This is a genomic window from Methylophilus sp. Leaf416 (assembly GCF_001424665.1).
GTDB lineage: Bacteria > Pseudomonadota > Gammaproteobacteria > Burkholderiales > Methylophilaceae > Methylophilus.
Window position 1 is genome coordinate 991429 of record NZ_LMQS01000001.1, and the last position, 6481, is coordinate 997909.

The 6481-nt window shown below is 47.5% G+C and carries 12 protein-coding genes and 1 pseudogene; all 13 read right to left on the bottom strand.

Features of this window, described 5'->3' with window-relative positions:
- Positions 1–36 precede the first annotated feature (36 nt).
- Entirely contained in the window at positions 37–294 is a 258-nt protein-coding gene (gene rpsQ / locus ASG34_RS04775) for a 30S ribosomal protein S17 (RefSeq protein ID WP_082488120.1), read from the bottom strand.
- On the bottom strand, positions 291–485 hold the full coding sequence (gene rpmC, locus ASG34_RS04780) for a 50S ribosomal protein L29 (RefSeq protein WP_055827124.1): 195 nt from the start codon (positions 483–485) through the stop codon (positions 291–293). Before rpmC ends, rpsQ begins: the two co-directional genes overlap by 4 nt.
- An 11-nt stretch (positions 486–496) precedes the next feature.
- Positions 497–913, bottom strand: a complete 417-nt coding sequence (gene rplP, locus ASG34_RS04785; RefSeq protein ID WP_055827127.1) for a 50S ribosomal protein L16 — start codon at positions 911–913, stop codon at positions 497–499.
- A complete protein-coding gene (gene rpsC / locus ASG34_RS04790) occupies positions 897–1610 on the bottom strand; it encodes a 30S ribosomal protein S3 (RefSeq protein WP_055827131.1) in 714 nt (237 codons plus the stop codon). Before rpsC ends, rplP begins: the two co-directional genes overlap by 17 nt.
- A gap of 1 nt (position 1611) precedes the next feature.
- A complete protein-coding gene (gene rplV / locus ASG34_RS04795; protein WP_055827133.1) occupies positions 1612–1950 on the bottom strand; it encodes a 50S ribosomal protein L22 in 339 nt (112 codons plus the stop codon).
- 9 nt (positions 1951–1959) lie between these two features.
- On the bottom strand, positions 1960–2235 hold the full coding sequence (gene rpsS, locus ASG34_RS04800) for a 30S ribosomal protein S19 (protein ID WP_055827137.1): 276 nt from the start codon (positions 2233–2235) through the stop codon (positions 1960–1962).
- A gap of 5 nt (positions 2236–2240) precedes the next feature.
- Complete coding sequence (rplB, locus tag ASG34_RS04805) at positions 2241–3074, bottom strand: 50S ribosomal protein L2 (RefSeq protein ID WP_055827140.1); 834 nt, start codon at positions 3072–3074, stop codon at positions 2241–2243.
- An 11-nt stretch (positions 3075–3085) separates the two neighbouring features.
- Positions 3086–3400 (bottom strand): 50S ribosomal protein L23, encoded by a 315-nt coding sequence (rplW, locus tag ASG34_RS04810; RefSeq protein ID WP_055827143.1) that lies wholly within the window; start codon positions 3398–3400, stop codon positions 3086–3088.
- Positions 3397–4023 (bottom strand): 50S ribosomal protein L4, encoded by a 627-nt coding sequence (gene rplD, locus ASG34_RS04815; protein WP_055827144.1) that lies wholly within the window; start codon positions 4021–4023, stop codon positions 3397–3399. Before rplD ends, rplW begins: the two co-directional genes overlap by 4 nt.
- Complete coding sequence (gene rplC / locus ASG34_RS04820) at positions 4023–4673, bottom strand: 50S ribosomal protein L3 (protein WP_055827147.1); 651 nt, start codon at positions 4671–4673, stop codon at positions 4023–4025. Before rplC ends, rplD begins: the two co-directional genes overlap by 1 nt.
- Before the next feature lie 138 nt (positions 4674–4811).
- The gene (rpsJ, locus tag ASG34_RS04825; RefSeq protein ID WP_011478646.1) at positions 4812–5120 is read right to left on the bottom strand and encodes a 30S ribosomal protein S10; all 309 of its coding nucleotides are present in this window, start codon (positions 5118–5120) and stop codon (positions 4812–4814) included.
- Between the two features lie 57 nt (positions 5121–5177).
- Positions 5178–5312: a hypothetical protein gene (locus ASG34_RS14135; RefSeq protein ID WP_442922432.1), complete on the bottom strand. Its 135-nt coding sequence runs from the start codon at positions 5310–5312 to the stop codon at positions 5178–5180.
- A gap of 7 nt (positions 5313–5319) precedes the next feature.
- Positions 5320–6467: pseudogene (gene tuf, locus ASG34_RS04830) on the bottom strand (elongation factor Tu); the annotation flags it as partial.
- Positions 6468–6481 lie beyond the last annotated feature (14 nt).

Consider the following 6481-nt stretch of genomic DNA (forward strand, 5'->3'; position numbering starts at 1 on the left):
CTTGTGACAAGCGCTTTTCCAGTTATATTTGAAGCCTTACTTAGCTTCGATTTTGCTTACTACCCAAGACTTAGTCTTGGAGTATGGGCGTGATTCAGTAATTGTGACTAAATCGCCTTCTTGACATGCATTACTTTCGTCATGTGCATGAAATTTGTTCGATTTAGAAACCACTTTACCAATCAGAGGGTGTTTTACTTTACGCTCGACAAGCACAGTCACGGTTTTATCCATCTTGTTGCTTACCACGCGACCAGTCAAACTGCGTACAACTTTCGCCTTTTCAGTCATCATGCTTGTTTCGCCTTCTCAGCCAGCACGGTTTTAACGCGAGCTACATCTTTACGCACTTTACCCAGCTGATCTGCTTTGTTCAATTGTTGAGTCGCCAGTTGCATGCGCAGTGAAAACTGTGCGCGACGCAATTCAACCAACTCGGTATTCAGCTCTTCAGCTGATTTTGCTCGAAATTCTGAAGCTTTCATTTCACTACTCCTTAACTACCGATTTGACGGGTCATGAATGTAGTTTCAATTGGCAACTTAGCAGCAGCCAGTTTGAAAGCTTCGCGAGCCAATTCTTCGCTCACGCCATCCATCTCGTACAACATTTTGCCTGGCTGAATTTGAGCGATGTAGTAATCAACACTACCTTTACCATTACCCATACGCACTTCAGCAGGTTTTTTAGAAATTGGCTGATCAGGGAATACGCGGATCCAGACGCGGCCACCACGCTTAATGTGACGAGTCATCACACGACGCGCAGCTTCGATCTGACGTGCGGTCAAACGACCGCGACCAATCGCTTTTAAACCAAATTCACCAAAGCTTACCTTGTTACCAGTAGTCGCAATACCTTTATTGCGACCCTTTTGCATCTTGCGGTATTTCTGTCTAGCTGGTTGCAGCATCTTTAGCCCTCGGCTTTCTTACTTTTTTCTCTGGCTCAGCATCAGCAACAGCAGCATTAGCCGCGTTATCACCGAAAATCTCACCTTTGAATACCCAAACTTTAATTCCGATAATACCGTAGGTGGTAGAAGCCTCTGCCACACCATAGTCGATATCAGCACGCAGTGTATGGAGAGGCACACGGCCTTCACGATACCACTCGGTACGTGCAATTTCGATACCATTCAAACGACCGGAACTCATAATCTTGATGCCTTGTGCGCCCAAACGCATTGCATTTTGCATTGCGCGTTTCATGGCACGGCGGAACATCACGCGTTTTTCCAATTGCTGAGCAATGGATTGCGCAATCAACGTGGCATCCAGCTCAGGCTTGCGTACTTCTTCAATGTTCAGATGAACTGGAACGCCCATCAAACCTTGCAGAGAAGAACGCAAAGACTCAATGTCTTCACCTTTTTTACCAATCACCACACCTGGACGGGCACTGTGAATAGTAATTTTTGCGTTTTTAGCTGGGCGCTCGATGATGATTTTGCTTACAGCAGCGCTCGCCAGTTTCTTGTTCAGGAACTCGCGCACTTTGATGTCGCCTTGCAACATCGCAGGGAAGTTCTGGCTATTTGAGTACCAACGTGACGCCCAGTTTTTCTGGACGCTCAAACGGAACCCAATTGGATGAATTTTCTGTCCCATATTATTCCTTTGAGTCACCGACTGTCACATGAATATGACATGTTGGTTTCGTAATACGACCAGCGCGACCTTTTGCACGTGCACGGATACGTTTCATGACAATGCCTTTATCAACGTAAATTGAAGTCACCTTCAATGCGTCAATATCAGCCCCATTGTTATGCTCGGCATTGGCAATCGCAGACAGAACTACTTTTTTGATGATCTCGGCACCACGCTTAGGCGTGAATTCAAGAATATTCAAAGCGTGATCTACTTTTTTGCCACGTACCAAGTCGGCCACCAGACGCGCTTTTTGCGGAGAAAGGTGTACGCCTTTTAAAACTGCAGTAACTTGCATATCAGCCCCTTACTTCTTCGCTTTTTTATCAGCCGCGTGCCCTTTGAATGTGCGGGTTAACGCAAATTCGCCAAGCTTGTGACCAACCATGTTTTCAGAAATCAGCACAGGCACATGTTGTCTACCGTTGTGCACTGCGATGGTTAAACCAATAAAGTCAGGCAATACAGTCGAACGACGAGACCAAGTTTTGATTGGCTTTCTATCGCGGTTCGCTGACGCAGTTTCGACTTTCTTAGCCAAGTGAGCGTCCACAAATGGACCTTTTTTAACAGAACGTGCCATAGCGATTACCTTACATTTCTCGGACGACGACTTACGCGCATGTTATCAGTACGCTTATTCTTACGTGTACGATAACCCTTAGTTTTCTGACCCCATGGTGAAACCGGGTTCATACCTGCAGCAGTACGGCCTTCACCACCACCGTGCGGGTGATCAACCGGATTCATCACCACACCGCGAACGGTCGGGCGAATACCACGCCAGCGCATAGCACCAGCTTTACCGATAGAACGCAGTGAATGCTCTTCGTTACCCACTTCACCCAAAGTTGCTTTGCAGTCAACGTGCACACGGCGAACTTCACCGGAACGCAAACGCAACTGAGCGTAAGCACCTTCACGTGCCAGCAACTGGACAGAAGTACCGGCTGAACGTGCAATCTGCGCGCCTTTGCCTGGCTGGATTTCGATACAATGAATCGTGCTACCGACAGGAATATTGCGCAAAGGCAATGCATTACCAGCACGGATAGGCGCTTCAGAACCGCTCACCAGTTGTGCGCCGGCAGCAATGCCTCGTGGGGCAATGATGTAACGACGCTCACCATCCGCATAGCACAGCAACGCAATGTTAGCTGTACGGTTTGGATCGTATTCGATACGCTCTACAGTCGCAGGAATACCATCTTTGTTACGACGGAAGTCGATCACACGGTAATGCTGCTTATGACCGCCACCTTGGTGACGGGTTGTGATGCGGCCGTTGTTATTACGACCAGCATTTTTACTTTGACTTTCCAACAGCGGCGCGTAAGGCTTGCCTTTGTGCAAATCAGGTGTAACGACCTTCAATACACCACGACGACCGGGGGAAGTTGGTTTGACTTTAACTAATGCCATGTCTTCTCTCCTTATTCGCCAGCTGCAAAATTAATTTCTTGACCTGGCTTCAGGCTAACATAAGCCTTTTTCCAGTCACTACGCTTACCTGTACGACGGCCAGCACGCTTTACTTTACCTGCGACGTTAATCACAGATACAGAAGCCACTTCAACCTTGAACACCAATTCAACTGCCGCCTTGATTTCTGGCTTGGTTGCATCAGTACGTACTTTAAAAGCGATTTGCTGATGTTTGTCAGCAATGAAAGTCGCCTTCTCGGTAATTTGTGGTGCCAAAATCACTTGCAATAAACGATCTTGAGTTTTGGTTGCTGCGGTAATCATGCCAAGATCTCCTCTAGTTTCTTCACTGCGCCAGCAGTTACTAAAACGTTAGGGAAACGCACTAGGCTAACTGGATCAGCAAACTGCGCTTCAACTACCAATACATTTGGCAGGTTACGGGAAGACAAGTACAAGTTCTCATCAAAACCGTCAATCAACAGCAATACACCGCCGTCAACGCCCAGAGCATTGATTTTTTGTACCAGTTGTTTTGTTTTTGGCGTATCAACAGTAAATGTGTCTACAACCTTCAAACGATCCTGACGCACCAACTCAGACAAAATAGTCTGCATACCAGCACGGTAAGCCTTGCGGTTCACTTTGTGGCTGTAGTTTTCGTTAGGGCTATTAGGGAATGCACGACCACCTCCGCGCCAGATCGGGCTGGAAGTCATACCAGCACGAGCGTTACCAGTACCCTTTTGCGCATATGGCTTGTGGGTAGTATGGGCAACGGTAGCACGTGTTTTTTGTGCACGGGTTGCTGTACGGGCATTCGCCATGTAAGCAACGACAACTTCGTGCACCAGAGACTCGTTAAACTCACGACCAAAAGTTACGTCAGACGCATCAACGCCTTTTTTAGCAACCTTGCCGTTCAGATCAATCAGTTTTAATTCCATTATGCAGCCCCTTTCGCTTTGATGGCTGGACGTACAACAACATTGCCACCTTTGGAGCCAGGTACGGAACCTTTAATCAATAACAGATTACGCTCAACGTCTACACGAACGATTTCCAGGTTTTGGGTAGTAACTTTAATGTCACCCAAATGACCAGGCATGCGCTTACCAGGGAATACTCGACCCGGATCCTGCGCCATACCGATAGAACCAGGTACGTTATGTGAACGTGAGTTACCGTGAGAAGCACGGTTAGAGGAGAAGTTATGACGTTTAATCGCACCGGCAAAACCTTTACCGATGGATGTACCTGTCACGTCTACCAATTGACCAACAGAGAAAATATCAACAGTGACATTTCCGCCTACTTGGAAATTGGCCAGAACATCTTCAGCCACATTGAATTCTTTGATACCAGCACCGGCAGTTACGCCAGCTTTGGCAAAGTGCCCAGTCAACGCCTTGTTGATACGACTAGCACGACGCTCGCCGTATGCAACTTGCAGGCCTGTATAGCCATCAGTTGCAACTGTCTTTACTTGTGTCACGCGGTTAGGGATCACTTCCAGCACTGTTACAGGAACGCTTGCGCCTTCATCTGTAAAAATGCGGGTCATGCCCACCTTGCGACCAATAAGCCCTAAGCTCATGATCAGTTCCTTATAATAGTTTAAAGCGGACGATTACAATTGACCGTCCACCGAAGAGCGCGGATTATACCGAACTATTCTTGGTTTGACAACAGCCTTTTGTTTTAAAAGGCCATTCCCAGAATAACAACTTTAGAATTAAAGCTTGATTTCTACATCCACACCAGCTGGCAGATCCAGCTTCATCAATGCATCCACTGTTTTATCAGTAGGGTCAACGATGTCCATCAAACGTTGATGGGTACGGATTTCGAATTGGTCACGTGAAGTTTTGTTCACGTGTGGGGAACGCAGAATATCAAAGCGCTCAATACGCGTCGGCAATGGTACCGGACCTTTTACTACAGCACCCGTACGTTTCGCAGTTTCAACGATTTCCAGAGCAGATTGATCGATCAGACGATAATCAAAAGCTTTAAGACGGATACGAATTTTTTGAGCTGCCATGTTTTTTCCTTTAAAGAGCAAAAGCGGCAGGAAATTCCTGCCGCCTGTATAAATTAATTACTCGATGATTTTAGCGACGACACCAGCACCAACGGTACGRCCACCTTCACGGATAGCGAAGCGTAAGCCGTCTTCCATCGCGATTGGCGCAATCAGCGCTACCGAGATAGAAACGTTATCACCTGGCATCACCATTTCNCCACCTTCACGGATAGCGAAGCGTAAGCCGTCTTCCATCGCGATTGGCGCAATCAGCGCTACCGAGATAGAAACGTTATCACCTGGCATCACCATTTCGGTACCWGCTGGCAATTCAACTGCACCAGTCACGTCAGTYGTACGGAAGTAGAACTGTGGACGGTAGCCGTTGAAGAATGGTGTATGACGACCACCTTCATCTTTACCCAACACGTAGATCTCTGCTGTGAATTTAGTGTGTGGCTTGATTGAACCTGATTTTGACAATACTTGACCACGTTCGATATCTTCACGTTTTGTACCACGCAGCAATACACCTACGTTGTCGCCTGCCTGACCTTGGTCCAGCAGTTTACGGAACATCTCAACACCGGTACATGTMGTCTTAACAGTTGGTTTGATACCAACGATTTCGATTTCGTCACCAACTTTAACAATACCACGCTCGATACGGCCGGTTACTACAGTACCACGGCCTGAGATAGAGAATACGTCTTCTACTGGCATCAGGAAGGTACCGTCGATTGCACGCTCTGGCATTGGGATGTAGCTGTCTAAAGCTTCAGCCAGTCTGAAGATGGCTGGTTCGCCGATCTCTGATTGGTCRCCTTCCAAAGCCAGCTTAGCTGAACCGTGGATRATTGGTGTGTCATCACCYGGGAAGTCGTATTTGCTTAGCAATTCACGCACTTCCATTTCAACCAGCTCTARCAACTCAGCATCATCAACCATGTCTGCTTTGTTCAGGAAYACGATGATGTATGGAACACCAACCTGGCGTGCCAACAGGATGTGCTCACGTGTTTGTGGCATCGGGCCGTCAGCAGCTGAACAYACCAGGATTGCGCCGTCCATCTGGGCAGCACCGGTAATCATGTTTTTTACATAGTCGGCGTGACCTGGACAGTCAACGTGGGCRTAGTGACGGTTAGCYGTCTCRTACTCAACGTGCGCTGTGTTRATGGTAATACCACGTGCTTTTTCTTCTGGCGCCGCGTCAATTTGATCGTAAGCCTTCGCTTCACCACCAAATTTCTTAGTCAATACAGTGGTGATCGCCGCTGTCAATGTTGTCTTACCGTGGTCAACGTGACCAATCGTACCAACGTTCACGTGTGGCTTGGTACGTTCGAATTTGCCTTTTGCCATGATGTTTTCCTTTT